Annotated in this window: 25 protein-coding genes; 12 read left to right on the top strand and 13 right to left on the bottom strand. The window is 71.0% G+C overall.

The annotated features are described in order from the left end of the window. The first annotated feature begins 187 nt into the window (after positions 1-187). Both ACWF7A_RS10160 and ACWF7A_RS10155 read left to right on the top strand, forming a co-directional pair. Positions 188-595: an ATP-binding protein gene (locus tag ACWF7A_RS10160; RefSeq protein WP_452250110.1), complete on the top strand. Its 408-nt coding sequence runs from the start codon at positions 188-190 to the stop codon at positions 593-595. A 69-nt stretch (positions 596-664) separates the two neighbouring features. Beyond that, positions 665-1,081, top strand: coding sequence for an ATP-binding protein (locus ACWF7A_RS10155; RefSeq protein WP_452250109.1), 417 nt, complete (start codon positions 665-667; stop codon positions 1,079-1,081). A gap of 36 nt (positions 1,082-1,117) precedes the next feature. Here the strand turns inward: ACWF7A_RS10155 and ACWF7A_RS10150 are convergent, their stop codons facing one another. After that, positions 1,118-1,450 carry a hypothetical protein gene (locus tag ACWF7A_RS10150; protein ID WP_452250108.1) on the bottom strand — a complete coding sequence of 111 codons (333 nt, stop codon included), beginning with the start codon at positions 1,448-1,450 and terminating at the stop codon, positions 1,118-1,120. Between the two features lie 100 nt (positions 1,451-1,550). Here ACWF7A_RS10150 and ACWF7A_RS10145 point away from each other — a divergent pair, with 100 nt between their 5' ends. From ACWF7A_RS10145 to ACWF7A_RS10130, 4 genes are all read left to right on the top strand, one after another. Further along, entirely contained in the window at positions 1,551-2,309 is a 759-nt protein-coding gene (locus ACWF7A_RS10145) for an alpha/beta fold hydrolase (RefSeq protein ID WP_452250107.1), read from the top strand. A gap of 120 nt (positions 2,310-2,429) precedes the next feature. After that, positions 2,430-2,972 carry a hypothetical protein gene (locus ACWF7A_RS10140; protein WP_452250106.1) on the top strand — a complete coding sequence of 181 codons (543 nt, stop codon included), beginning with the start codon at positions 2,430-2,432 and terminating at the stop codon, positions 2,970-2,972. 10 nt (positions 2,973-2,982) lie between these two features. Beyond that, on the top strand, positions 2,983-4,629 hold the full coding sequence (locus ACWF7A_RS10135; RefSeq protein WP_452250105.1) for a hypothetical protein: 1,647 nt from the start codon (positions 2,983-2,985) through the stop codon (positions 4,627-4,629). Between the two features lie 14 nt (positions 4,630-4,643). After that, positions 4,644-5,006, top strand: a complete 363-nt coding sequence (locus ACWF7A_RS10130) for a hypothetical protein (protein WP_452250104.1) — start codon at positions 4,644-4,646, stop codon at positions 5,004-5,006. Positions 5,007-5,079: 73 nt separating this feature from the next. Here ACWF7A_RS10130 and ACWF7A_RS10125 read toward each other — a convergent pair whose 3' ends face one another. Together ACWF7A_RS10125 and ACWF7A_RS10120 are read right to left on the bottom strand one after the other, a co-directional pair. Next, positions 5,080-6,861 carry a TIM barrel protein gene (locus ACWF7A_RS10125; protein ID WP_452250103.1) on the bottom strand — a complete coding sequence of 594 codons (1,782 nt, stop codon included), beginning with the start codon at positions 6,859-6,861 and terminating at the stop codon, positions 5,080-5,082. Beyond that, positions 6,851-7,699, bottom strand: coding sequence for a shikimate dehydrogenase (locus tag ACWF7A_RS10120; RefSeq protein WP_452250102.1), 849 nt, complete (start codon positions 7,697-7,699; stop codon positions 6,851-6,853). Before ACWF7A_RS10120 ends, ACWF7A_RS10125 begins: the two co-directional genes overlap by 11 nt. A gap of 107 nt (positions 7,700-7,806) precedes the next feature. Here ACWF7A_RS10120 and ACWF7A_RS10115 point away from each other — a divergent pair, with 107 nt between their 5' ends. Next, entirely contained in the window at positions 7,807-8,451 is a 645-nt protein-coding gene (locus ACWF7A_RS10115; RefSeq protein WP_452250101.1) for a TetR/AcrR family transcriptional regulator, read from the top strand. A 75-nt stretch (positions 8,452-8,526) separates the two neighbouring features. After that, positions 8,527-9,825 carry an MFS transporter gene (locus ACWF7A_RS10110; RefSeq protein ID WP_452250100.1) on the top strand — a complete coding sequence of 433 codons (1,299 nt, stop codon included), beginning with the start codon at positions 8,527-8,529 and terminating at the stop codon, positions 9,823-9,825. A 34-nt stretch (positions 9,826-9,859) separates the two neighbouring features. On the opposite strand, the gene ACWF7A_RS10105 is transcribed toward ACWF7A_RS10110, so the two are convergent. Genes ACWF7A_RS10105 through ACWF7A_RS10085 form a run of 5 tightly spaced genes read right to left on the bottom strand, consistent with a single transcriptional unit; the run spans position 9,860 to position 14,629 of the window. Further along, positions 9,860-10,690: a class II fructose-bisphosphate aldolase gene (locus ACWF7A_RS10105; RefSeq protein ID WP_452250099.1), complete on the bottom strand. Its 831-nt coding sequence runs from the start codon at positions 10,688-10,690 to the stop codon at positions 9,860-9,862. Further along, positions 10,687-11,601 (bottom strand): 1-phosphofructokinase family hexose kinase, encoded by a 915-nt coding sequence (locus tag ACWF7A_RS10100; protein WP_452250098.1) that lies wholly within the window; start codon positions 11,599-11,601, stop codon positions 10,687-10,689. Before ACWF7A_RS10100 ends, ACWF7A_RS10105 begins: the two co-directional genes overlap by 4 nt. Continuing rightward, entirely contained in the window at positions 11,598-12,533 is a 936-nt protein-coding gene (locus tag ACWF7A_RS10095) for a DMT family transporter (protein ID WP_452250097.1), read from the bottom strand. Before ACWF7A_RS10095 ends, ACWF7A_RS10100 begins: the two co-directional genes overlap by 4 nt. Positions 12,534-12,543: 10 nt before the next feature. Further along, on the bottom strand, positions 12,544-13,497 hold the full coding sequence (locus ACWF7A_RS10090) for an N-acetylglucosamine kinase (protein WP_452250096.1): 954 nt from the start codon (positions 13,495-13,497) through the stop codon (positions 12,544-12,546). 1 nt (position 13,498) lies between these two features. Beyond that, positions 13,499-14,629 carry an SIS domain-containing protein gene (locus ACWF7A_RS10085; RefSeq protein ID WP_452250095.1) on the bottom strand — a complete coding sequence of 377 codons (1,131 nt, stop codon included), beginning with the start codon at positions 14,627-14,629 and terminating at the stop codon, positions 13,499-13,501. A 231-nt stretch (positions 14,630-14,860) separates the two neighbouring features. On the opposite strand from ACWF7A_RS10085, the gene ACWF7A_RS10080 reads away from it, so the two are divergent. Continuing rightward, a complete protein-coding gene (locus tag ACWF7A_RS10080; RefSeq protein WP_452250094.1) occupies positions 14,861-15,667 on the top strand; it encodes a DeoR/GlpR family DNA-binding transcription regulator in 807 nt (268 codons plus the stop codon). Between the two features lie 47 nt (positions 15,668-15,714). Here the strand turns inward: ACWF7A_RS10080 and ACWF7A_RS10075 are convergent, their stop codons facing one another. Genes ACWF7A_RS10075 through ACWF7A_RS10065 form a run of 3 tightly spaced genes read right to left on the bottom strand, consistent with a single transcriptional unit; the run spans position 15,715 to position 17,403 of the window. Next, a complete protein-coding gene (locus tag ACWF7A_RS10075; protein WP_452250093.1) occupies positions 15,715-16,254 on the bottom strand; it encodes a carboxymuconolactone decarboxylase family protein in 540 nt (179 codons plus the stop codon). 26 nt (positions 16,255-16,280) lie between these two features. Further along, a complete protein-coding gene (locus tag ACWF7A_RS10070) occupies positions 16,281-16,808 on the bottom strand; it encodes a hypothetical protein (RefSeq protein ID WP_452250092.1) in 528 nt (175 codons plus the stop codon). A gap of 4 nt (positions 16,809-16,812) precedes the next feature. Further along, entirely contained in the window at positions 16,813-17,403 is a 591-nt protein-coding gene (locus ACWF7A_RS10065) for a protoglobin domain-containing protein (protein ID WP_452250091.1), read from the bottom strand. A 164-nt stretch (positions 17,404-17,567) separates the two neighbouring features. On the opposite strand from ACWF7A_RS10065, the gene ACWF7A_RS10060 reads away from it, so the two are divergent. Beyond that, positions 17,568-18,209, top strand: a complete 642-nt coding sequence (locus ACWF7A_RS10060; RefSeq protein WP_452250090.1) for a MarR family winged helix-turn-helix transcriptional regulator — start codon at positions 17,568-17,570, stop codon at positions 18,207-18,209. An 8-nt stretch (positions 18,210-18,217) separates the two neighbouring features. Here ACWF7A_RS10060 and ACWF7A_RS10055 read toward each other — a convergent pair whose 3' ends face one another. Together ACWF7A_RS10055 and ACWF7A_RS10050 are read right to left on the bottom strand one after the other, a co-directional pair. Next, positions 18,218-18,895 (bottom strand): MOSC domain-containing protein, encoded by a 678-nt coding sequence (locus ACWF7A_RS10055; protein WP_452250089.1) that lies wholly within the window; start codon positions 18,893-18,895, stop codon positions 18,218-18,220. Continuing rightward, complete coding sequence (locus tag ACWF7A_RS10050; RefSeq protein ID WP_452250088.1) at positions 18,895-19,566, bottom strand: type 1 glutamine amidotransferase; 672 nt, start codon at positions 19,564-19,566, stop codon at positions 18,895-18,897. Before ACWF7A_RS10050 ends, ACWF7A_RS10055 begins: the two co-directional genes overlap by 1 nt. Before the next feature lie 111 nt (positions 19,567-19,677). Here ACWF7A_RS10050 and ACWF7A_RS10045 point away from each other — a divergent pair, with 111 nt between their 5' ends. Together ACWF7A_RS10045 and ACWF7A_RS10040 are read left to right on the top strand one after the other, a co-directional pair. Beyond that, positions 19,678-20,091, top strand: a complete 414-nt coding sequence (locus ACWF7A_RS10045) for a Fur family transcriptional regulator (protein ID WP_452250087.1) — start codon at positions 19,678-19,680, stop codon at positions 20,089-20,091. Positions 20,092-20,108: 17 nt separating this feature from the next. Next, positions 20,109-21,575 (top strand): catalase, encoded by a 1,467-nt coding sequence (locus tag ACWF7A_RS10040; protein ID WP_452250086.1) that lies wholly within the window; start codon positions 20,109-20,111, stop codon positions 21,573-21,575. Positions 21,576-21,673: the final 98 nt, after the last annotated feature.

The raw sequence follows: 21,673 nt of genomic DNA, 5'->3' as shown, positions 1-21,673 counted from the left end.
CAGATCCGGCGTGAACGGGCCTGTCCGGAGTGCCGGCCGCAGGGGTGGACGAGATCATCGGCGGGCGATCCGCCGTCCCCGGCCGAGTGCCCTGGAAGGGCCCCGGCACACCTTCGGCCTGCTCGAGGTTTCGGACCGCGCGATCCGGGGTATCTTCGCGCGCAGTCATCGACAGGAGGAAATTCGCTTGGCCATCGGCGACGACCCTCCGGATCGAACGTGCGTGCTGGGCCTCGACCGCGACGTGGCGGACATCGCGGCGGTCCGGCACTGGGCACGCTCGTCTCTGCCCGCAGTGGACGAGGACGACCTCGGTGACGTGCTGCTCGTCATCACCGAGCTCGTCTCGAACGTGCACGACCACGCGGCGTTCCCGGCGCAGATCGAGCTGAGCTGGTCGTCTCAGCCCTGCCTGGTGCGGATCGCGGTCCAGGACGCCTCGGCGGCGCAGCCCGAACTGCGGCCGTTCTCGGCCGACGCCGCGCGCGGGCGCGGCCTGATGCTGGTCGACCAGCTGAGCAAGCAGTGGGGAGTGACCGCGCTCGGAACGGGTAAGACCGTGTGGGCCGTGCTGCACTGCGCCGAAGCTCCCTGATCGCGGGGTCGCCGCGCGTTTTGTCGTGGTGTCGCGGGGTACGCCGCCCACGACGAAAGGTGCCCCATTTTGGTAAGCGACGAACACCCACCGGACTCCTCGCGCGTCCTGGAGCTCGACAGTGGTCTCCCCGACATCGCCGAGATTCGCCGATGGGCGCTCTCAACGCTGTCCGCTCTGCACGACGACGACGCCGTCGACGTGATGCTGGTGATCACCGAACTGGTGTCGAACGTCTACGACCACGGCCGCTTCCCGGCACGGCTGCGCCTGCTCGAGTGGGCGCGGCCGCACTTCGTCAAGATCGAGGTCGACGACGCGTCGTCGCAGCGTCCGGTGCTGCGCCCCCGGTCGGCCGGTTCGGCACGGGGTCGCGGCCTCGTCCTCGTCGACGGGCTCGCGCACCGGTGGGGCGTCGTGCGGCGCGCCATCGGGAAGTCCGTGTGGGCACTCGTTCCCTGCCCCGGCGCGCCGACCACCACGTAGTGGACCAGTGTGGGTGTCGTCGGCCGACCGGTCCGCTCAGCCCACCTCCACGACGAGTCCGCGCACGGCGAGCACCGTCGCTTCCGGACTCTCCGGCAGCACGAAGTCGGCGTCGACCGGCCCCTGGCCCCACCGGACAGGCTCCTGTGCGGTCAGCCGCACCTCACCGTCCGGTTGCGTCACCACGGCACCGTCCTGCTCCAGCACGATGGTGCCGCCGTCCTCGGGCCCGCCCGCGTCGGGAAGCTCGGCGGACAACCGGACCCAGGTCAGCGGGTCACCGTCGCATTCGCCGGTGAACTCCAGGAGCATCGTCTTGGAGCGCAGCGTCACCTCGGCGCGCTCGGTGCTACAGCGAGTTTTGGCCATGCGCCTGCCTACCCCCTCTCCGTCCCGCAAAACGTCACGTTTGGCCGAGTTCCCCGCGGCCAACCCTCGGATGACCTGAAGTGGCGAGGGAGGCACGGGGATGAATGCGTTGCGATCGTTGCGTTCCGTCGCCCGTGAACACGCGGTGACGGCGAAGCTCGGGTTCCAGCTGCTCGCCGATCCCGTGTGGCGTGAGGCGGATCCCGACGAGGGCGGCGGGCTGGGAGTGCTGCTCGTGCCGGGCTTCGGCGCGGCCGACGTCTCGCTGGGCTTCGTCAGCACCTGGCTCGGCCAGCGCGGTTTCCGTCCTGCCGGTGCCCGCATCGGGTTCAACCTCGGCTGCACCACCGAGCTGGTCGACCGGATCGAGGTGCGCCTGCGGGAACACGCGGACGCGACCGGCGGCCCTGTCGTGCTGATCGGGCACAGCCGTGGCGGCGGTCTCGCCCGGCTCGCCGCGGTGCGCAGGCCCGACCTCGTCCGCGGACTCGTGATGCTGGGCAGCCCCGTCGTCGACCCGCTCGCCGCCAACCCGCACGTGATGCTCGCGGCCCGCACGCTCGCCCGGCTGGCCGCCGTGGGAGTCCCCGGCCTGATGAACCACGAGTGCTTCATCGGCACCTGCCACGACGACAGCGTCCGCGCGCTGGCCGCACCGCTGCGCACGCCGGCGGTGTCGGTGTTCTCGCGGTCCGACGCCGTCGTCCCGTGGCGGTTGAGCCAGGACCCGTCGGCCGAGTGCGTCGAGGTGAGCAGCACCCACATCGGCATGGGTCTCGCACCGGACGTCTACCGCGTTCTGCGGCACCGTCTCGCGGCCTGGACTCCGACGGCCGCGATGGCGTCACGCGTCGGATGATCCCCCGCGTCACGACGAACCGATCTCCTCACTCATAGGCCGATCGGCCGTCGCCGTGAAACCGTCGGGAGTTCTAGGTTTGCTGGTGTGGCAGGGCAGGGGGAACCTCATTTACGGCGCTTGTTCGCGCCCGGCGTCACCGTGCTGGCGGGTTTCGTCCTGCTCGTCGGCAATCCCTGGCTGAACCCGGAGATCGCCCTCGTGGCGTCCGGCGGCGACCCGGTCTTCCGCGTGGTCAACGTGCTGGTGTCGTACCCGTCCTGGCACGTGGACGTCGAGCGCGCGGGCGCGTTCCTGTTCTGGTTCGAGAACCTGCGCACGGTGTTGTTCGTGCTGCTGGCCGTTCCGGGGCTGTCCAGGGTCTCGCGCTGGGTCGCCGAGACCGCGGGGAGTGCCGGGCTGTTCGTCACCACTGTGGGGATGACGACGCTCAGCGCGGTGAGCGCGGGCCTCTTCTCCGGACTGGTGACGGTCGCGCTGTTCGACGCGCGCACGACTCTCACGTACGTCGGCGACTCCGAGGAGTTCTTCCTGAGCCAGCTCGGCACGTCGGCGATCTTCGGTGTGCTGTTCGGGTCGGTGCTCGGCGCCGTCGTGGCCGCGCAGCGCCGCAGACCGGTGCCCCGCGAGCCTCGCACGAACGCGCCGAAGTCGTTGTGGTGAAGGGGAACCGATGAGCCGCCCGACCGCATTCTCCCCCGACGACACCACCCGCTACCTGTGCGTCGCCGCCAGGACCGACGAGGGCTTCGCCGAACGGATGACCAAGGCACTGGTCACCGACGACCTGCACGCGGTGGCGCCGTCGGTCGGGTTCTCGTTGCGCCCCGTGCTGCTGCACGCGCTGGCCGGGATGCGGCAACGCCGGGTCCGGGACTGGGGTCTGCTCGCGGCGACGGCATTGGCGCTCATCCTCTCTCCACTGTGGACTGTCCTGGCGTTGCTGATCGTCCTCCCCGTCGCCGGCGGCCTCGCCCGCCGTGCCGCGGAGTCCCGCAGGTTGCGCGACGCCGTGCTGGCCCTCGTCACGCTCGCGATCCTGTTGCTGGTGACCGTGTCGATCGTGTCCGCGCTCGGCACCGCCCCGGCGCCGACGCGGACCCGTCCACGCCCGGAGCCCCCGGTCGACGACTGGCTCGTCGGCCTGCCGTGGCTCGCCCTGCTGACCGGCCTCGGCATGTACGCGCTGGTGGTGTGGAGCGAGTGGCAGACCCGCCAGACGCTGCTGAGCGAGCTCACCCGCGCCGCGTTCCGCCCGGAGTCGGCGCCTCCGCTGCCCGCGAGCCAGGCCTGGCTGACGGACCGGCTGGCGGCGATCGACGAGACCGAACGCGGCAACGTGACGGTCTACGACGGTTTCACCCCGTTCATCGGCCACGGCCCGCTCGTGTCGACGTGGTCGTTCGCCCTGCCGTCGCTACGGCCCGACTCCGAGGCCGGCGCCGAGAGCGTCGTTGCGCTCGACGCCGTGGATCTCGTCGCGCACGTGCGGGACCGGCTGGCGGGCATCGGGGTGGAGCCCGACGAACTGCCGGGCCTGTTCCTCACCGAACGCGCCTTCGTCAGCGGCAACGCGCTCACCATGCACCCGGCGCTCCTGCCCGAGCGCGACCAGCCACCGCTGCCGAGCCTGCCGGTCGAGGACCTCTCCCGCCTCGCCGCACGCCCCCACGGTTCGGCGCGGCACTACCTGTGCGCGCAGGTCCCGTCGTGGGGCGGCGAGGTCGTCGCCAGCACGTTCCTGCACTTCTCCACGGACGGCAGGCTGCTGTACCTGCAGTGCGACCGGACGGTGCTCGGCCCGTTGTGGCAGCAGTACCACGACGTGGACCGCATCAGCCCGGTGCTCACCGCGGGCGCGATAGGGCGCATCCTGGCCAGAGCGGCGAGCGGCCTGGCAGGCGGCGTCCCGCGCGCTCCCTTCCGCGTGCTGCGCGACGCGACCTTCCACTGGCGCTGGCAGCGGCACCGCACCGTGGAGCGCGCGATCGCCGAGCAGGACCTCGGCTACAGCTACGGTGCCCGGTTCAGCGTCCGCGAGGAGGCCACGGACACCAACTACCACAACTACTTCCAGAAGACGGACGCCGCGAAACACCTCAAGCTGATCGAACGGCACGTGCTGGCCGCGCTCCTCGACTTCCTCGACGAACGCGGCGTGGACACCACCGAGTTCCGCAACCGCCAGATGACGATCCTCAACCAGGGCGTCATCCAGACCGGCGGCATCAGCCACGTGGGCAACCAGGCGATCGGCAGCGAGGCCACCGCCACGGCGCACTTCCCGACACCCGAACCCGCCGCAGGAAAACCGACGTGACAGAGGGAAACACCATGCCGGACAACCCACCCAACCAAGGCGTCCAGCAGTTCGGCGGGGTGAGCAACGTCGGGAACCAGGCGATCGGCCAGCACGCCCGCGCCATCAGCCACGGCCTCCAGTTCACCGCCGGACCGGCGACCACCGAGCTGATGACGCAGCTGATGACCCAGCTCGAACAACACCGCGCGGAGCTTCCCGACTCGGTCGACGAGGCCGCCGGGGAGCTGCAGGACGAACTGGAGTCGCCCGAACCCGACCGCGGTGTGATCGCGAGGGTCCTCGAGCGGCTCAACGGCATGGTGAAACCGGTGGCGCCCTTGGTCGAGACCGTGGGTGAGCTGACGAAGGCGGTCGACTCGGCGTTCGGCGGCTGACCCGGGGAACCGGGCGAACCCGGCGACGTGGTCCCGCAGCTCCGCCGCCTGCTCCCCCCACGTTGCCGAACACTCAGTCGGGCAGGAGCAAGGCGTCCTTCCTCGCGTCGTGGTGGGCGGCCATCCGGACAGGTGCGTTGACCACACCGAACCCGCTGTAGCCACCGATCCGTTGCACCACCTCGAAGAACACCCTCGCACCCACGAGCTCGGTGTAGAAGTGCAGGTACTCGCCGCGCTCGTCGCGGTCGTACAGCACCGAGTGCTCCCGCAACGCGCCGACACGATCGGCGGCCATGCCCGTCCGTGCCGCGAGGTCGTCGTAGTAGTTGTCCGGGATGTCGAGCAGGCGCGCGCCCGACTCGCGCAGTGCCTGGGCGCACGCGACAGCATCGGCACAGGTGAACGCGATGTGCTGGGGCGATTCGACCGCGGGCGCCCACCCTCCGCGGCGCACCAGCGCGGCGTCCAGGGTGAGCCGCACCCCTCCACCGCTGACACCGCGACCGCGCACCAGGCCGAACGGGGCCGCGAACTCCGCGGTGGCACCGGGTTCGAGACCCAGCACCGAGCGGTAGAACAACGTGGCCTCGTCGAAGTTGTCGAACGGCTGGGTGAGCGCCACGTGGTCGATCCCGGTGATGCCCGCGCCCGCCGCGGACTCCCCCGTCGGCACGAAGTCCCCGGTCCAGTCGTCGTCCGCGCACAGGAAGATCTGGGTGCCGTCGGGCGTGGCGATCGCGGTCAGCGGCGCTTCACCAGGCCCGGCTGTGCGCGACAGAGGTGGTGCCAGCAAGGCCTTCGCGCGCTGGGCCGCCGCTGCCGGGTCCGCTACCGAGAGACCGAGCGCACCGATCGCGCCGGGCTCGCCTTCCGCGTTCACGAGCACGCGCGCGGCGCCCTGCGTCCACAGCTCCACCGGTTTCGACCGGTGCACGCCCGCCCGCGTGAAGCCCAGCGCGGCGAGGTCCGACTCACCCACGACCTCGGCGAAGGCGTACCCGCCGGAGACGGGCGCGGCCGGGACGTCCAGCAGTCCCAGCGAGTCCTTCAGGGCGACCAGGGACCGCATCGCGTCGACCGCGGCCCGGTAGGGATCGGACTGGCGGAAGACGTCGTTGAACACCTCGAGCGAGAGCGGCCCGCGGTAGCCGGTGTCGAGCACGTTGCCGGTGAACGTCTTCAGGTCGAAGTCGCCCTGCCCGGGGAAGAGCCGGTGGTGACGGCTCCACTGCAGGACGTCCATGGGCAACGTCGGCGCGTCGGCCAGCTGCAGGAAGAAGATCTTCTCGCCGGGGATGGCGCGGATCGCCTTGGGATCGTCCCCTTTGGACAGGATGTGGAAGCTGTCGAGGCACACGCCGAGCGCGGGATGGCCGGCACGGCGCACGATCCGCCACGCGTGCTCGTAGCCGTTGACGAACTTCCCCCACGCCAGCGCCTCGTAGGCGATGCGCAAGCCGCGTTCGCCGGCGCGGGTGGCGAGCTGGTGCAGCTGCTCCGCCGCGAGATCGTCGTCGTCGATGGCGTCGGGTGACACCGATGAGCACACCAGCACGGTGTCCACGCCCAGTGCGGCCATCACGTCGAACTTGTGCTCGGCGCGACGCAGGTTGGCCGAGAGCACGTCCGGCGGCACGGCCTCGAAGTCGCGGAAGGGCTGGTAGAGGTCGATGCTCAGCCCGAGATCGGCGCAGCGCCTCCGGATCTCCGCCGGACCGCGGCGGGACGCGAGCAGGTCGTTCTCGAACAGCTCGACGCCGTCGAACCCGGCCTCGGCGGCCGCGGCGAGCTTGTCGTCCAGCGTGCCGGACAGGCACACGGTGGCGACGGCGGTACGCGGGTCAGGACGCATGCGCGGGTTCCCCCTCCAGCTCCTCGAAGTGCGCGAGCATGCGGGCGGCGTCCGGGTCGGCGCCGGTGAACAGCCGCAACGACTCGGCGGCCTGCAGCACGACCATCCCGCCGCCGTGCAGCACGCGGCAGCCGCGTGCACGTGCCGCCGCGAGCAACGCGGTCTCCAGCGGCCGGTAGACGATGTCCGCGACCCAGAGCCCCTCGCGCAGCACCGACTCGTCGATCGGCAGCCCGGGGTGCGCCGCCATGCCGGTGGGCGTCGCGTGGACCAGTCCGTCGGCGGCTCGCACGGCGTCGGGACCACAGGTGACGGCCCGGTCAGCGCCGAACCTGCGCCGCAACGCCACCACCAGCCGTTCAGCACGCTCGGGATCGACGTCATGCACGCCGAGGCGTCCGGTGCCGAGCGACAGCAGGGCGTGCCCCACAGCGACGCCCGCCCCGCCCGCGCCGAGCAGGACGACGTCCTCCAGGCGTGCGCCCGGAAGACCTCTGCTCAGGCTGCGCGCGAAGCCGGTGGCGTCGGTGTTGTGGCCGATCGCCCTGCCGCCCTCGAAGACCACGGTGTTGACCGCGCCGAGCGCCTCGGCCTCCGGGACGAGCTCGTCCAGGTGCGGGAGGACCGCCTGCTTGCCCGGATGGGTGATGTTGAGCCCGTGGAACCCCTCCGCGCGGGCCGCGGCGAGCACCTCGGCCACCGGCTGCCCCAGTTCGTCGAGGTCCAGCAGGCGGTAGGTGTAGCGCAGGCCGAGCTCGCGGGCCTCGCGTTCGTGCAGCGCCGGGCTGAGGGACGGGCCGATTCCGGAGCCGACGAGCCCGATCAGGTAGTGGGTCACCCGGCCTCCCAGTAATGTACGAACTAGTGAGTTCACTGTAGCGGGCCGACCTGCGGACCGGAAGACCTCTAGAGTTGGCTGGTCATCCGCAGATCGAAGGGGGCCCGGTGGCCGCACCGTCGTCATCCGATGCCGAGCGCCAGCGGGACAAGGACCGCACCCGCGCCGACATCCTGGACGTTGCCACCCGGGAGTTCGCCGACAAGGGCTACACAGGCGCGCGCGTCGACGAGATCGCCGAACGCACCAGCACCACGAAGCGGATGATCTACTACTACTTCGGCGGCAAGGAACAGCTCTACATCGCCGTCCTCGAACGCGCCTACTCGGCGATCCGGGCACTGGAGGCCGAGCTCGACGTCGAGCACCTCGCCCCGGAGGACGCCATCCGCCGGCTCGCGGAGCTGACCTTCGACCACCACGAGGCGCACCCCGACTTCATCCGGCTCGTCAGCATCGAGAACATCCACCGCGCCGAGCACATCGCGCGCTCGGAGGTGCTCGCGGGCCTCGCGAACCCGGCGCTCGACGGCCTGACGCAGATCCTCGAACGCGGCCGCGCCGAAGGCCGGTTCCGCGACGACGTCGACCCGCTCGACGTGCACATGGTGATCAGCTCGTTCTGCGTCTTCCGGCTCGCGAACCGGCACACGTTCGCCGCGATCTTCGGGCGGGACATGCTCGACCCGGCCCGGCGCGAGCACCACCGACGCATGCTCGGTGACATGCTGGTCGACTACCTGACCAGCTGAAATCTGACCCTTGACACACGGGGGTGACATATCCGACCTTGTATTAACTAACTAGGTCGTACATGGGAGTACGCCGTGACCACATCGATGGCCCGCAAGACTGCGCTGGCAGCCTGGATCGGCAGCGCCCTCGAGTACTACGACTTCTTCATCTACGGCACAGCCGCCGCGCTGGTGTTCAACAAGGTCTTCTTCCCCGCCACCTCGCCGGCCACGGGCACCCTGCTCGCGCTCGCCACGTTCGGCGTCGGCTACCTCGCGAGGCCCCTCGGCGCGTTCGTCCTCGGACACGTCGGCGACCGCTTCGGCCGCAAGAAGGTCCTCGTCTTCACGCTGCTGCTCATGGGCGTGGCGACGTTCGCCGTCGGCTGCCTGCCGACCTACGCCACCGCCGGGGTGCTGGCACCGATCCTGCTCGTCGTCCTGCGTCTGCTGCAGGGACTCTCGGCGTCGGGTGAACAGGCCGGCGCGAACTCGATGTCGCTGGAGCACGCGCCGGAGCACCGCCGGGCGTACTTCACCAGCTTCACGCTGAGCGGCACGCAGGCGGGCCAGATCCTCGCCACGGCGATCTTCCTGCCCGTGGCCGCGCTCCCCGAGCAGGACCTCCTGACGTGGGGCTGGCGCATCCCGTTCTGGTGCAGCGCGGTCGTCGTGGTCGTCGGGCTCGTCATCCGCAGCAAGATCGACGAGACCGCGGAGTTCAAGCGCACCAAGGTGGCGAAGCTGCCCGTCGCCACGTTGTTCCGCACGCACTGGGCCGACGTGCTGCGCGTCGTCGTCGCGGCCACCATCGCCTCGGTCAGCACGATCTTCACCGTCTACGCGCTGAGCTACGCGGTGAACACGATCGGACTGTCGCGCACGCCCATGCTGTGGGTCGGTGTGCTCGCCAACGTCGTCGCGCTGGCCGCGATCCCGTTGCTGGCGAGCCTGTCCGACCGGATCGGCCGCAAACCCGTCTTCCTCGCGGGCTGCGGTGCGTGCGCGATCCTGATCTTCCCCTACCTGTGGTCGATCTCCATCGGTTCCTACGGGCTGGTGTTCGCGCTCGGCATCGTCCTGTTCGGAGTGGCGTACTCCGCGATCAACGGCATCTGGCCCTCGCTGTACGGCGAGATGTTCAGCACCGAGGTCAGGTTGTCCGGCATGGCGATCGGCACGCAGATCGGGTTCGCCATCGCGGGTCTCGCCCCCAGCGTGGTGGCGGCGATCGGCTCCGGTCGTGACGACTGGATCGGCGTCGCCGTCTTCACCGCGGCGGTGTGCGCGGTGAGTGCCGTGGCGATCGCGACGGGCCGTGAGACGTTCAGGCGCCCCACGGCGGAACTCGGGCGCACGGCACAGGATTCACCCGTTCCCGCAACGGCCTGAGGTGTGGCCGTGCGCACCGCGTGGTGCGCACGGCTCACTTCGCCAGCACGGTGAGCAACCTGGCCACCTCGTCGCGGACCGCGTCCCGTCCCGGAGCCAGGTAGCGGCGCGGGTCGGTGAGCTGCTCGCGTTCCCCGAGCACCGCGCGGACCGCCTCCGTCAGCACCTGGTTCAGCCGGGTCCCGATGTTGACCTTGACGATGCCGGCCGCGACCGCACCCCGCAGTCCGTCGTCGTTCACCCCGGACGAGCCGTGCAGCACCAACGGCACGGGGACGGCACTCGCCAGAGCGGCGATCAGGTCCTCGTCCAGCACCGCGCTCCGGTCCGTCATGGCGTGGGACGAGCCGACGGCCACCGCGAGCGAGTCGACGCCGGTCGCCGCGACGAACTCCGCCGCCTCACCGGGATCGGTGCGCACGCCGGGCGCGTGGGCACCGTCCTTGCCGCCGACCTCACCGAGCTCGGCCTCCACGAGGCATCCGTTGGCATGGCAGCGTTCCACGACCGCGCGAGTCCTAGCCACGTTGTCGGCGTAGCCGAGCTTGGAAGCGTCGAACATGACCGACGTGATGCCCAGGTCGAGTCCCTCGTGGACGAGGTCCTCGTCCTCGACGTGGTCGAGGTGCACGAGCACGGGCACCGTCGCGTCCGCGGCGAGCTGGAGGCACGCGCGGGCGAACGGCGCGAGCGTTCCGTGGTAGCGCACGGCGTTCTGCGAGATCTGCAGGATCACCGGGAGGCCGCTGCGCTCGGCACCGGCGACGATCGCCTCCGCGTGCTCGATCATGATCGCGTTGAACGCGCCCACCGCGCGGTGCTCGGTCCGCAGACCGCCGAGCAACGTCGTCCATTCCGCGGTCATCGCGTCTCCTCCACGGTCGTCAGGGGAATCCAGCGGGCTCGTGCCGCGCGGTCGATCTCGCCGGCCACCGGGCACAGCACGGCCGCCGCGGAGGTCGCCACCACGTCGGCCAGGGCGGCGGGCCAGTCGACCTCCAGTCCCGCGCGGGCCAGGTGCAGCGCGAGCGCGGCCGCGGCCGCGTCCCCCGCGCCGGTCGGGTTGCCGGAGACGACCTCGGCCGGGCGGGCGTGCCACGTGCCCCCGGCGGTCACCGCGGTCGCGCCGTCCGGACCGGCGGTGGCGATCACCGCCGCCGCTCCTGCGGCCACCAGGTCCGCGGGGCTCGTGGCCAGCTCCGCCAGCTCGTCCTCGTTCGGCATCAGCACCGCGCCGCTGGACGCCGCCGCGCGCAGTGCCGCGCCGGACACGTCCGCGATGACCGGCACACCGAACCCGGCGCACAACCGCGCGAGCCTGGCGGGCACTTCCGGGCTCATGTCCGCCGGCACGCTGCCGGAGATCACCACCGCACCGGCACCCGCGTCGAGTTCGTCCCGCAGTGCGACGAGGATCTCCGTCTCGGCTTCCACACGAGCCGCAAAGCCGTTCTCCTGCAACATCGTCGTGCTGCCGTCGTCGGCCACGACCGCGATGGTCCGGCGCACCGACGCGAGCGCGGGGACGAGCCGATGAGCGATTCCCAGCTCCTGCAGGCCTTGGCGGAACTCGTCCGGTTCCGCGGTCGTGGTCAGCGCCAGCACGAGGCTGTCCTCGCCGAGGGCGGTGACCACGGCGGCGACGTTCACGCCCTTCCCGCCCGCCCGCGACCGCACCTCCGGCACGCGGACGGTCTCCCCCACGCGCAGGGCTTTCACGCGGTAGGTCACGTCGATCGCGGGGTTGAGCGTGACGGTGACGATCCGGGCCGTCACGTCGGAGTCCCGGCGGCGGGGACCGCCTCGCTGCTCTTCTCCGCGCGGTAGACCATCAACGTGGAGCCGGCGAGGGCCAGCACGATGCCCGCCACCTGGAAGACGCTGGGCTGGGCACCGAACACCAGCAGCGACAGCACGATCGTCAGCACGGGGGCCAGCGCGTTCGTGACCGGCGCGACGATCGAGGCCTTGCCGCGGCTCATGGCCATGACGAGGAACAGGGCGCCGACGGCGTTGAGCAGCTGGGTGCCCGCGGTGAGCGCCGGTGCCTGCCACGGGAAGTCCAGCGGCAGCCCGCCCATCATCAGCAACGCCACCGGGATCAGCGCCAGGCCGCTGATGGTCATCCAGCCGAACGTGGTCGGGTCGTCGACCCCGGCGACCGCCGCCTTGCGCATGAAGAACGCCTGCACACCCCACGCCACGCAGACGAGGACCGCGAGCAGCAGGTAGAGCCAGCCGCTGTCCGTCGAGTCCCCGGTGGACACCGAGAACAGCACCACGGCGACGAGTGCGAGCACCACGCCCGTCCACGACAGGGCTCCGAGCCGTTCGCGCAGCAGGCCGAACGCCATCAGCACGGTGATCGCGGGCGACAGCGCGACGATCGGGAAGATCACGTACGCGGGGCCGATCGTGAGGGCCTTGAACAGCAGCAGCTGTCCGCCCGCACCCGTGAGCCCGATCAGCAGCCCGTATCCGGCGGCCGTGCGGCTCCGGTCGAACTTCTTGCCGCGCAACGAGACCCACGCGGGGATGAGCATGGTCAGCGACCACACGACGTACACCATCGGGTCGGGGTACGCGTAGAGCTTCGTGGGCAGCGCGGAGAAGGCTCCCCAGACGCCCCAGAACAACACCAGCAGGCCCGCGTACGGAACCCAGCTGTTCGCGCGGAAGAACGAGGTGGACACGCCTGATGTGGCCATTTTCGGCTCCTCAGAGGGAGAGCGTCGCGGGTGAGATGTGCTCTGCCCGCAACGGGTGTCCGTGCAGGCGTGCCGCGTGGAGTGCGGCGCCGATGTGCGGTTCCAGCAGGGGTTCGCGCAGGTCGAAGTCGTCGCCGAGCGACGCGCGGAACGACGCCAGCACGTGTGCCGAGCCGAACATGCCGCCGGAGTACGAGACCGGGACCTGGTGAGAGGCGGGGAACTCGAGCGCCCCGCGTCCGATGTTCACGAGCAGCGCCAGTTCCTGACCTGCCCGGTGCAGGACGTCGGCGGCGACCGCGTCCCCGGCGTCGGCCGCCGCGACCACGACCTTGCTCAGGTTCGCGATCCGGCTGCGGTCGCCGTGCCACTGGTTCACCACGACGTCGATGGCGTCGAAGTCCGCGGCCAGACCGAGAGCCGTGCGCATCTCGCCGGCGAGCGGCCCGGCCGGCAGCCGTCCGTCGACCATGCGGCTGAACGCGTTGAGGCCGTGGATCGCGACCCAGTAACCGGATCCCTCGTCGCCGAACAGCTCGCTCCAGCCGCCGCCGCGCCACTGCCTGCCGTCGTGCTCCCCGTAGGCGATGGAGCCGGTGCCCGCGACGACGTTGATGCCGTCGATCGCGCCGAGCGAACCGGCCCAGCCGCAGATCATGTCGTTGCCGCAGCGGTAGTGGCCGCCACCGAGGATCTTCGCGGGCAGCGCGTCGAGGAGCGGCACGTCGCCGCTGATCTCGCCGTACGCGGGCAGTCCGAAGAACGCGTAGGTGATGTCCGCGACCGCGATGCCCGCGATGGCGCAGACCTCGTCGATCCCCTGGCGCAGCAGGGGTTCGACGATCCGAATGCCGTCGCTGAGGTAGTACGCGCTCGCGGTGCGGGCCTCCGCGACCACGTGGCCGTCGAGGTCCACCAGGCAGAACGCCGTCTTGGTGCCTCCGCCGTCGACTCCGAGGAACATCTCAGCTCACTCCCTCTGGGAACTCGTGGATGACCACGCCCTGCACCACGCGGTTGACCTCGCCGCCCGGGAACGGGTTGTCCGGCGTGAGGTCCAGCGCGAGCGAGCACGCGAGCGCCGTGGCCTGGGCCGTGATCACCGCGACCAGCGCCCACACCGACGGCGAGGAGATCCCTCCGCCGACCGGCCACACCTGCGCTCCACCGCACTCGGCGGAGTCGGCCTCCCCCACCACGACCACGCGGTCGGCGCCGAGCGACCGCACGAGCTCCCGGGCGATGTCGACGTCGTAGGACCGCGAGTACGGGTCCGGGGAGAGGAAGACGAACGCGATCGTGCGGTCGTCGAGCACGGACTTCGGGCCGTGCCGGAAGCCCAGCGACGACTCGGCGATCCCGACGACCTCACCGCGGGTGAGTTCCAAGCACTTGAGCGCGGCCTCCCGCGCCAGCCCCCGCAACGGTCCCGAACCCAGGTACACGAGGCGTGCGGGCTTGGCCCCGGCGACCGCCGACGCCCGTTCCGCGGCCTCGCCGAGCACCGCGGTTCCGGCCTGCGCCAGCGCGTCGACGTCGACCTCGACCCCGAAGGCCAGCAACGCGGCCAGCGCCATCCCGGTGAACGACGACGTCATCGCGAAGCCGCGGTCGTTCGTCTCGTCTGGGAGCGCGACGACGACAGCGTTGTCGGCACCCGCCCACCTGCGCCCGAGCTGCCCACGCGGATCGCACGTGATCACCAGGTGCCGCAGGCCGGGGGTGAGCCGGTGCAGGAGTTCCGCCGCCGCAAGGGACTCCGGGCTGTTGCCGCTCCTCGCGAACGACACCAGCAGCACCGGCCGCCCGTCCACGGCGGCGCCGCGCGGGTCGGCGACGATCTCCGTGGTCGCGATCGCCTCGACCGGCCTGTCCAGGTGTCGTGCCAGGGCGGGTGCGACGACCTCACCGATGAACGCCGACGTGCCCGCGCCGGTCAGCACGACTCGTGTCGTGGCATCGGCCAGGGCCCCGCCGAGCACCGTGGCGACCTGCGCGCGGACCTGGTCCACCGCGTCCGCCACCCGCGGCCAGGTGGCCGGCTGCTGCCCGATCTCGGTCGCGGTCGCACTGCCGCCGAGCCCACGTTCACCCATGGTGCCGCCTTCCGATTCCCGGGACACTTCCCCGAAGCATTCGGTCGATTTCCACCGAATGCGGTTGAGCGGTGCATTCGTACGTCCGGCGCTGCGCGAGCAGCAAGGTTCCGCGCCCAAGTGAGCATTTCGAATGAGCGTTTTGCCGCGTCCGCGCTGATCAGGAGTCCGCCGGGCCGCGCAGCGCGTGCACGATCGCTCACGGCGAAGAGTTGTCGTAGGCTCCGCGACATGGCCGAGCGGAAAAGGCGGACCACGCGCGCCGAACGGATGTCCGAAATACTTCAGGTGCTCAGAGAAAGCGGTTCGCTCCAGGTCGCCGACCTCTGCGCGCGGCTGAGCGTGTCCCCCGCGACGCTGCGGCGCGACCTGGCGCAGCTCGAAGAACAACGGCTGCTGACGAGGACGCACGGCGGGGCCAGACCGCAGGGCGGCGTGAACGAGGTGCCGGTGCGGTACCGGGGTGGCCGCTCCCGGGACGCGAAGCGGGCGATCGTGCGTCAGGCCGTGCGCACGCTGCCGTCGGGGTCGCACGTCATCGCGCTGACCGGTGGGTCCACCACGACGGAGCTGGCGAAGCAGCTGCCGAGCCGTGCCGACCTGACCGTGGTCACGAACGCGTTGAACATCGCGATGGAGATGGCCCTGCACCCCCGGCACAAGCTCGTCGTCGTCGGCGGTGTCGCCCGGCCGCGTTCCTACGAGCTCGTCGGCCCGTGGGCGGAACACGTGCTGGCGTCGATCAGCATCGGCACGGCGTTCATCGGCGTGGACGGCATCGACGCGGTCGCGGGAATCACCACGCACGACGAGAACGAGGCGCGCACCAACCACGCGATGCTCAGCCGTGCGGCGCGGGTCGTCGTGATGGCGGACGGCAGCAAGCTCGGCAAGGCCACGCTGGCGCGCATCGCGGACATCCACGACGTCCACGAGGTCGTCACGGACATGTCGGCCGATCCCGCGGCGGTGGCGGCGATCCGGGCGGCCGGGGTGCGCGTCACGGTCGTCGAGGTCGCGTCACCGAAGAACAGCTGAGACGTCGCGGGGGCGCCGGGAGATCCCGGCGCCCCCGCAGGACCTCGTCACTTCCTGAGCGGCACGCGGGTGAAGTCGACGGGCACGTCGAGGGCCACGTTGATGTAGTTGGTGAACACGTTGAGAGCCACGTGCGCCACCGTCTCGACGATCTCCTCCTGGCTCAGCCCGGCGTCCCGCGCGGCCTGCACGTCGGCGTCGGCGATCTGGCCGCGCTGCTGGACCAGCGCTGTGGCGAGGGTCAGCACGGCCGCGGTGCGCGGGTCGTCGGACCTGCCGCCCTGGGCGTTCGCCATCTCCTCGGCGCTGGCGCCGGCCTTCTTGCCGAGCATGGTGTGCGCGGAAAGGCAGTAGTCGCAGCGGTTCTGGTCGGCGACGGCCACCGCGACCATCTCGCCGATCTTGGCGCCGAGCGTGCCACCGCCAAGGGCGCCGAACTGCGCCCACATGCTCTTCAGGGCGGCGGGCGAGTGCGCGACGGCCTTGAACATGTTGGGCACCACGCCGAAGGCGCCCTTGATCTGCGCCAGCGTCTCGGCGCGCTCGTCGGTGATCTGGTCGGGGTTGGTGAGCTCGATGCGGGACATGGTCTTTCTCCTTCTGGTGGTGGGTATCAGGTGCAGGTGCCGTCGATGGCGCAGACGGCGGGCGGGACCGCGCCGTCGAGCAGCCGCGTGACGGCGGAGGCCAGCGACATGTCGTCGACCGGGCCGAGTTTCTGGCCGCGCAGCATGCCGTCGCGGTCGATGAGGACCGTGGTGGGCGTGCCCTGCATGCGGTAGCGGCTGAACGTGACCGGTGCGGGGTGCGCGCTGCGCAGCGCGTCGACGCCGACCGGGAAGGGAATGCGGTACTCGTGCAGGAACGCCTCGAGGCTCGTCGGCGTCATCGCCTGGTGGTGTTCGAAGACGGTGTGCAGGCCGACGACGGCGAGGTCGTCACCGAAGGCCCTCGACAACCGGACTGCCTGCGGGAGGGCGTGGCTCACGCAGCTGGGGCACAGCATCTGGAACGCCTCGAGCACCACCACCCGGCCGTGCAGCTGGGCCAGGTTCAGCGGGTCGCTGTTGAACCACTCGGTCGTCTCCCAGGGCATCGCGGGCGCCAGGAGTCCGTTCGACGGGGACATGAGCAGGCTCACGGCGTCACCACGCCTTGCCCGCGTACGGCTGCGACCACAGCGCGACCTGGAGGGTGACGGCCTTGAACCAGGCCTGGTGCATCGCGTCGACCTGCTCGGCGTCGTGCCCGCCGGCGGCGAGGAACGGCCGGATCGTCGCGGTGATCGGGTAGATGAACGCGATGATGTGGCGCAACGGGATGTGCGGCACGGAGTCGGCGTGGTCGGTCTGGTTCTTCTTCGGCTCGGTGTGCCGCAGCGCGATCTCGTGCTGGTAGGCGAGCCAGCGCTCGTCGTACGGGCGCTGACAGGTGTCCATGATCCAGCGGCCGAACCGGGCCCGCACCCGTGCCAGGTAGTCGCCGATCGGTTCGCCCTGCGGGGTGGAGAAGTAGGCCACCAGGTGCGGATGTGCCCCGACGAAGCCGTACCAGACGTCCAGGACCTGCTCGATCTGTCCACTGAGGACGTCACCGGCGAGGCGCAGCGCCTCCTGGTCGGCGGGTCCGAAGAGGACGCTCGCGAGCAGTCCTTCCAGGTCGGCCGCCGTGACCGGGGACGGCGGGAGACCCGGGTCGTCGTGGGTGTAACCGGGTACGGGTTCGGCGAACGTCATGTCGCTTCCTTCACGGAGTCGAAGAAGCCTGTCGGAGCGGGCGAGTGCCACTCTGCCACAAAGTAAGTAGGACTCCTACCTACTTTGTTCCCCAGGTGATCCAGGTCTCAGCGCGAGCGGCACGTACCATCGACGCGGAAAGCACTACTGGCGAGGCGGAACGCATGACTGACACCGACGGCACGGCCGGGCTCGACCGGCGGCTGGCCGACGCGCTGGAGCGGCTCGGGCACGGCATGCGGTCACTCGCGCAGCGCACGGCACGAGAGCACGGGCTGTCGCCGTTGCAGCAGCAGGCGGTACTGGCGCTCGCGCGACACCCACACAACCGTCACGAGGTGGCGGCCCTCGCCGCGGAGTTCGACGTCACCACGCCGACGATGTCCGACGCGGTGACCGCGTTGGAGCGCAAGGGGATCGTGACGCGCTCACCGGGCACGGACGGCCGCAGGCGCTCGCTGACGCTGACCGGCACCGGCGAGGAGGTCGCACGTGGACTGTCCTCCTGGGACGATCCACTGACGTCCGCCCTCGCGGGGATCTCCGAGCAGGACAGGGCGACCACCCTGCACACGCTGCTGCGGGTGATCGGGGACCTGCAGCGCGGCGGCGTCGTGAGCGTGACGCACATGTGCACGACGTGCCGCTTCTTCGGCCGCGACGAGCACCCCGACCCGGCCGTGCCCCATCACTGCCACCTGCTGCGCACGCCGCTGCCGCTGACGGACCTGCGCACGGACTGCCCGGAGCACGAGCCGGTCGAGACGCCCACGACCAAGCGAAAGCAGCGCGCCACTCCCCGGTGACGCGCGGATCAGCCGTGCAGACGCGCGGCCTGGTCTTCGAGCAGTCCGTCGAAACGCTTGTGCACCAGCCTCATCCACGACTCGGGCAGCACACCGTCGTGCCGCAGCAGTCGCCGGGCGGCGGCCACGTCGCCGCGGTCCACGTTGATCACGCGATGCACCTCGCCCGCGGTGATCCCGTGCGACGGCTCGTCGTTCAGGACCAGTGCGTCACCGGCACCGACGTGCCCTTCTCTCAGCACCCGGCAGTAGAAACCGGTGCGGCCCGTGCGCTGGGTCCGCACCGCCATGTCCCCCACGCCGTGCCGTGCGGCGAGCTTGAAGCAGGGCCGCCGGGGCTGACTGACCTGCAGCAGCGCCGAACCCACGGCGTACACGGATCCGATCACGACGTCGGCCTCCAGCAGCCCGGACGTGGTGAGGTTCTCCCCGAACGCGGGCACGGCGAGCGTTCCGACCTCCTGCGCCCACGCCGCGTAGTGCTCGCCCGGGTAGAGCAGGACCGCCTTGTCCGGCCCGCCGTGGTTGACCCGGTCCCCCTGCTCGTCCCCGGCCAGCCCGAGGAACCCGACGCCGACCCGGCCGGTCACGGGCGTCTTCGCGATCGCGGTGCTCACGGCACGTCCTCGCCAGGGCAGCCGCCGCACCGAACCGGTGGACACGACGACCACGCGCGCGTCGCTCATCACGCCCTCCCCGCCACGGTGGCGGCGAACTCGGCCCAGCGCGCGAGCACCTTCTCCCCCACCGCGGACACCGCGTCGACCTCCGCGAGGGAGATCTTCCGTCCCGCCGGCAGGTAGGGCGTGATCTCCCACAGCTCCGCGGACCCGATCTCGACGTGGAACTGCAACCCGTAGGCCGTGCCGACCCGGAACGCCTGGTGCGCGTACAGGTCCGACCGCGCGAGCAGCTCCGCACCCTCGGGCAGGTCGAACGTGTCCCCGTGCCAGTGCACGACCGGCAGCCGGGGCCCGGACGGGGACAGCACCGGGTCGTCGGCGGAGGTCAGCTCGACCTCTCCGGCCCCGATCTCCTCCACCGGGCCGCGATGGACGGACGCGCCCAGTGCCGCGGCGAGCAGCTGCGCGCCGAGGCAGACGCCGAGGACCGGTTTGCCGAGCCGGACGCACTCCGCGATCAGCGCCCGTTCCCCTGCCAGGTGCGGGTGCTCCAGGTCGTCGAACGCCCCCATCGGCCCGCCCATCACGACGAGCACGTCGAGCTGCGCCGCGGCGGGCAGCGCGTCCCCGAGGTCGGCGCGGACCACGGAGACCTTGCTCCCCACGGCGAACAACGCCGGTGCGATGAGACCCGGCCCTTCGAACGGAACGTGCTGGATGACCACCGACCGCACGGAAGACCTCGTTTCTTGAACCAGTCCGGACTACTTGCCCCGAGCGCGCCCAGCATGCCACAGTCTAGCTAGGAGTCCTAACTATCTGTGTCGCTCGCCGAGGAGACCGACTTGCCCGCAGACGACCCGGTCGCCGCCCTGCGCAGCGTCTCGCTGAGAGTCACCAGACAACGGATCGCCGTGCTGACGGCGTTGCGGCAGCACCCGCACGCCGACGTCGAGCACCTGGGCCGGATCGTCCGCGAGGACCTCGGATCCGTGTCCACGCAGGCGCTCTACGACGTGCTGGCGGCGCTGGCGGACGCACGGCTGGTGCGGCGGCTCGAGACCGGCCAGCGGGCACGGTTCGAGCTGCGCGACCACGCCCACGACCACCTCGTGTGCCGTGGCTGCGGCGCGGTGGCCGACGTCGAGCGCGCCGACCCGGCACCCCTGAAGTCCCCGCGGACGCACGGTTTCCGCGTCGAAGAGTCCGAGGTCGTGCACTGGGGGCTGTGCCCCGCCTGCCGGCCCGGCGAACACTGAACGGAGAAGCACACCAGATGGCGTTCGAAGACAACACCGACCCGCTGACCACGGCCGCCGGCGCCCCGGTCGCCGACAACCAGGACAGCCTCACCGCGGGCAGGCGCGGCCCCGTGCTGCTGCAGGACCTGTGGCTGCTGGAGAAGCTCGCCCACTTCGACCGCGAGGTCATCCCGGAGCGGCGGATGCACGCGAAGGGCTCGGGCGCGTTCGGCCGGTTCACCGTCACCGGCGACCTCACCGCCTACACGAGTGCGGCGCTGTTCAGCGAGGCCGGCAACGAGTGCGAGATGTTCGTGCGGTTCTCGACCGTGGCCGGCGAGCGCGGCGCCGCGGACGCCGAACGGGACATCCGCGGCTTCGCGACCCGCTTCTACACCAGCGAGGGCAACTGGGACGTGGTCGGCAACAACACGCCGGTCTTCTTCTTCCGCGACCCGCTGAAGTTCCCCGACCTCGCCCGCGCCGTGAAGCGCGACCCGCGGACGAACCTGCGCGACCCCGAGAACAACTGGGGCTTCTGGACGAACCTGCCCGAGGCGCTGCACCAGGTGACGATCGTGATGAGCGACCGCGGCATCCCCCGCTCGTACCGGCACATGCACGGGTTCGGGTCGCACACCTACAGCATGATCAACGCCGACGGCGTCCGGCACTGGGTGAAGTTCCACTTCCGCACCCAGCAGGGCGTCGAGACCCTGACCGACGAGCAGGCCGGTCAGCTGATCGGCCGCGACCGAGAGTCGCACCAGCGCGACCTCTACGACGCCATCGAGCGCGGGGACTTCCCCACCTGGAAGCTCTACGTGCAGGTCATGCCCGAGGCCGACGCCGACGGGTACCGCTTCCACCCGTTCGACCTCACGAAGGTGTGGAGCAAGAAGGACTACCCGTTGGTCGAGGCGGGCGAGATGCGCCTGGACCGCAACCCGGGCAACTACTTCGCCGACGTCGAGCAGGCCGCCTTCACGCCGGCCAACGTCGTCCCCGGCATCTCGCTGAGCCCGGACCGGATGCTGCAGGGCAGGCTGTTCTCCTACGGCGACGCCGCGCGCTACCGGCTCGGCGTCAACCACCACCAGATCCCGGTCAACCACCCCCACGGCGCGCGGCTGGTGAACACCTACCACCGCGACGGCGCGATGAGGGTCGACGGCAACCAGGGCGGCGTCCCCGGGATCCAGCCGAACAACTTCGGCCGCTGGGCCGAGCAGCCCGCCTACGCCGAACCGGCCGTGTCCGCCGGCGCCACCGCCGACCGGTTCGACTTCCGCGAGGACGACGACAACTACTTCGAGCAGCCAGGAGATCTCTTCCGGCTCATGACGGGCGAGCAGCAGCAGGTGTTGTTCGACAACACCGCGCGAGCGATCAAGGGCGCGCGCAAGGAGACCGTCGAGCGGCACATCTTCCACTGCGGCAAGGCAGATCCCGCTTACGGCGAGGGCGTTCGCAAGGCCTGTGAGGCCATCGGGGCGTTGTGACGGCCCGGCCGGCCGTGGGGGGGGGGGGGGGGGGGCCGCGCGGCCCCGCCCGCCCGCCCGCGCCGGCGGGGCGCCACGTCCCGCCCCCCACGCGCGAC

The sequence above is a fragment of the Lentzea sp. NPDC055074 genome (assembly GCF_053608005.1).
This window is presented reverse-complemented; position numbering and strand designations above follow the sequence as displayed.

Coding starts and splice junctions, on each gene's coding strand:
- ACWF7A_RS10105 (WP_452250099.1), bottom strand. CDS start 10,690: ATGACCGCGGAATGGACGACGTTGCTCGGCGGTCTGCGGACCGAGCAC.
- ACWF7A_RS10095 (WP_452250097.1), bottom strand. CDS start 12,533: ATGGCCACATCAGGCGTGTCCACCTCGTTCTTCCGCGCGAACAGCTGG.
- ACWF7A_RS10085 (WP_452250095.1), bottom strand. CDS start 14,629: ATGGGTGAACGTGGGCTCGGCGGCAGTGCGACCGCGACCGAGATCGGG.
- ACWF7A_RS10125 (WP_452250103.1), bottom strand. CDS start 6,861: ATGCGTCCTGACCCGCGTACCGCCGTCGCCACCGTGTGCCTGTCCGGC.
- ACWF7A_RS10080 (WP_452250094.1), top strand. CDS start 14,861: ATGGCCGAGCGGAAAAGGCGGACCACGCGCGCCGAACGGATGTCCGAA.
- ACWF7A_RS10055 (WP_452250089.1), bottom strand. CDS start 18,895: ATGAGCGACGCGCGCGTGGTCGTCGTGTCCACCGGTTCGGTGCGGCGG.
- ACWF7A_RS10075 (WP_452250093.1), bottom strand. CDS start 16,254: ATGTCCCGCATCGAGCTCACCAACCCCGACCAGATCACCGACGAGCGC.
- ACWF7A_RS10090 (WP_452250096.1), bottom strand. CDS start 13,497: ATGTTCCTCGGAGTCGACGGCGGAGGCACCAAGACGGCGTTCTGCCTG.
- ACWF7A_RS10150 (WP_452250108.1), bottom strand. CDS start 1,450: ATGGCCAAAACTCGCTGTAGCACCGAGCGCGCCGAGGTGACGCTGCGC.
- ACWF7A_RS10040 (WP_452250086.1), top strand. CDS start 20,109: ATGGCGTTCGAAGACAACACCGACCCGCTGACCACGGCCGCCGGCGCC.
- ACWF7A_RS10130 (WP_452250104.1), top strand. CDS start 4,644: ATGCCGGACAACCCACCCAACCAAGGCGTCCAGCAGTTCGGCGGGGTG.
- ACWF7A_RS10060 (WP_452250090.1), top strand. CDS start 17,568: ATGACTGACACCGACGGCACGGCCGGGCTCGACCGGCGGCTGGCCGAC.
- ACWF7A_RS10065 (WP_452250091.1), bottom strand. CDS start 17,403: ATGACGTTCGCCGAACCCGTACCCGGTTACACCCACGACGACCCGGGT.
- ACWF7A_RS10145 (WP_452250107.1), top strand. CDS start 1,551: ATGAATGCGTTGCGATCGTTGCGTTCCGTCGCCCGTGAACACGCGGTG.
- ACWF7A_RS10135 (WP_452250105.1), top strand. CDS start 2,983: ATGAGCCGCCCGACCGCATTCTCCCCCGACGACACCACCCGCTACCTG.